Source organism: Gilliamella sp. Fer4-1 (assembly GCF_001690515.1).
Lineage (GTDB): Bacteria > Pseudomonadota > Gammaproteobacteria > Enterobacterales > Orbaceae > Gilliamella > Gilliamella apicola_C.
This window is the reverse complement of record NZ_LZGZ01000287.1, coordinates 1-1,517: the sequence shown is the minus strand read 5'-3', so window position 1 is coordinate 1,517 and position 1,517 is coordinate 1. Positions and strand designations below refer to the sequence as shown.

The 1,517-nt window shown below is 33.4% G+C and carries 2 protein-coding genes; both read left to right on the top strand.

Translation table 11 applies throughout. From position 1 onward, the window contains the following. The first annotated feature begins 215 nt into the window (after positions 1 to 215). Complete coding sequence (locus A9G30_RS09900; protein WP_065583119.1) at positions 216 to 1,193, top strand: HlyD family secretion protein; 978 nt, start codon at positions 216 to 218, stop codon at positions 1,191 to 1,193. Positions 1,194 to 1,234: 41 nt separating this feature from the next. After that, positions 1,235 to 1,517, top strand: a 283-nt coding sequence (locus tag A9G30_RS09895; protein WP_141672075.1) for an ABC transporter permease, incomplete at its 3' end; no start/stop codon positions are given.

Sequence of the window (1,517 nt, the reverse complement as noted above, 5' to 3'; positions counted from 1 at the left end):
GTGTGTTATGATTCAATGTTTTTTCAATAAATAAATTTTAAAGTTAATGATTCAACTTTCACTAAGAACAAATATTTTCAAAAATCATTCCAAATATGAAAAACACCGTGCTTCATATAAAGTCACATTTTATTGCGTATTTTAATATTTGGCTTTATATTATATTCCTAGTAACATTATTTTAGTTTTTCCTAATCATTTATAAGCACAATTTTATGCATAAAAAACGCCTTTCTTTGATTGTAGCAATCATGGCTGTTATTGCCATGGTTATAATTATATATTTTGTAAATCAACCTAATACCATTATATTACAAGGTGAGGTTGAATCTAGCCGTGTTGATGTGGCGGCTAGAGTACAAGGTCGAGTTATTCAATTTAATTATGATGTTGGGGATAATGTTAAACAGGGCGATGTTCTTCTTAATCTTTCAAATCCAGCATTATTAGCGCAGTTAGCGACATCTGAAGCCCAATTAAAAGTGGCAATGGCAAGCCGAGATAATACTTATAGTACTAGACCAGAAACAATTGATGTGCAAAAGGCACAGTTAGATAAAGCGAAATCGGATTTATTATTAGCGCAAACCAGTTATGAACGAATTAATCGCTTAGTTAAAAATGGAACAGTTTCCAAGCAAAATTACGATGAATCGTTTAACCAATATCAAGCGGCTATTAAAGCCCATGAGGCAGCTAAAGCTAACCTAGCATTAGCCGAAAATGGTAGCAGTGTAGAACAGAAAAAATTAGCCGATGTACAGGTTGAACAATCAAAGGCAGCACTTGAGCAAGTCAACGCTGATGTAAATGAATTAACTTTAGTTTCGCCAATTAATGGTCAAATTACAACCCGTGTTGCTGAAGTAGGGCAATTATATAGCCCTGGAACGCCACTTTATTCTATCATTGATTTGAATGATATTTGGTTTACCTTTAATATTCGTGAAGATTTATTAGGTGATCTTAAAGTCGGTGATACGTTCAAGGTAAAGGTACCAGCATTAAATAATCAAGTCATTGATGTTAAAGTAACTGTCTTAAATGCTTTAGGACAATATGCCAATTGGCAAGCGACTAAAGCGACGGGTGACTTTGACCTAAAAACTTTTGAAATGCGTGCAAAACCAATAAATAAGGTACTAGGTCTGCGCCCAGGAATGAGTGTCACAACAAAGTGGCAATCTCACTGACATAATTTATATGGAGATTTTACACAAAGGAAACGACATTAATGTCTAACTCATTATTACAAGTGATGAGATGGGAAATCAACAAATTAATTAAACAACGTTTTTTATTTTTATTGATTTTGATCTATCCTTTATTACTTATTTTTTTATTTCTTTACATGTATAATGCAGGTGTTATTACTCAGGTACCTATCGCTGTTGTTGATCAAGATACAACTAAATCATCACGCTTATTAATTCAACAAGTTGCTGCTTCGCCACAGTTACAGGTGACTAAACGTTATCAAGATCTTTTTTCAGCCAAACATGCTTTGATCAAAGGTG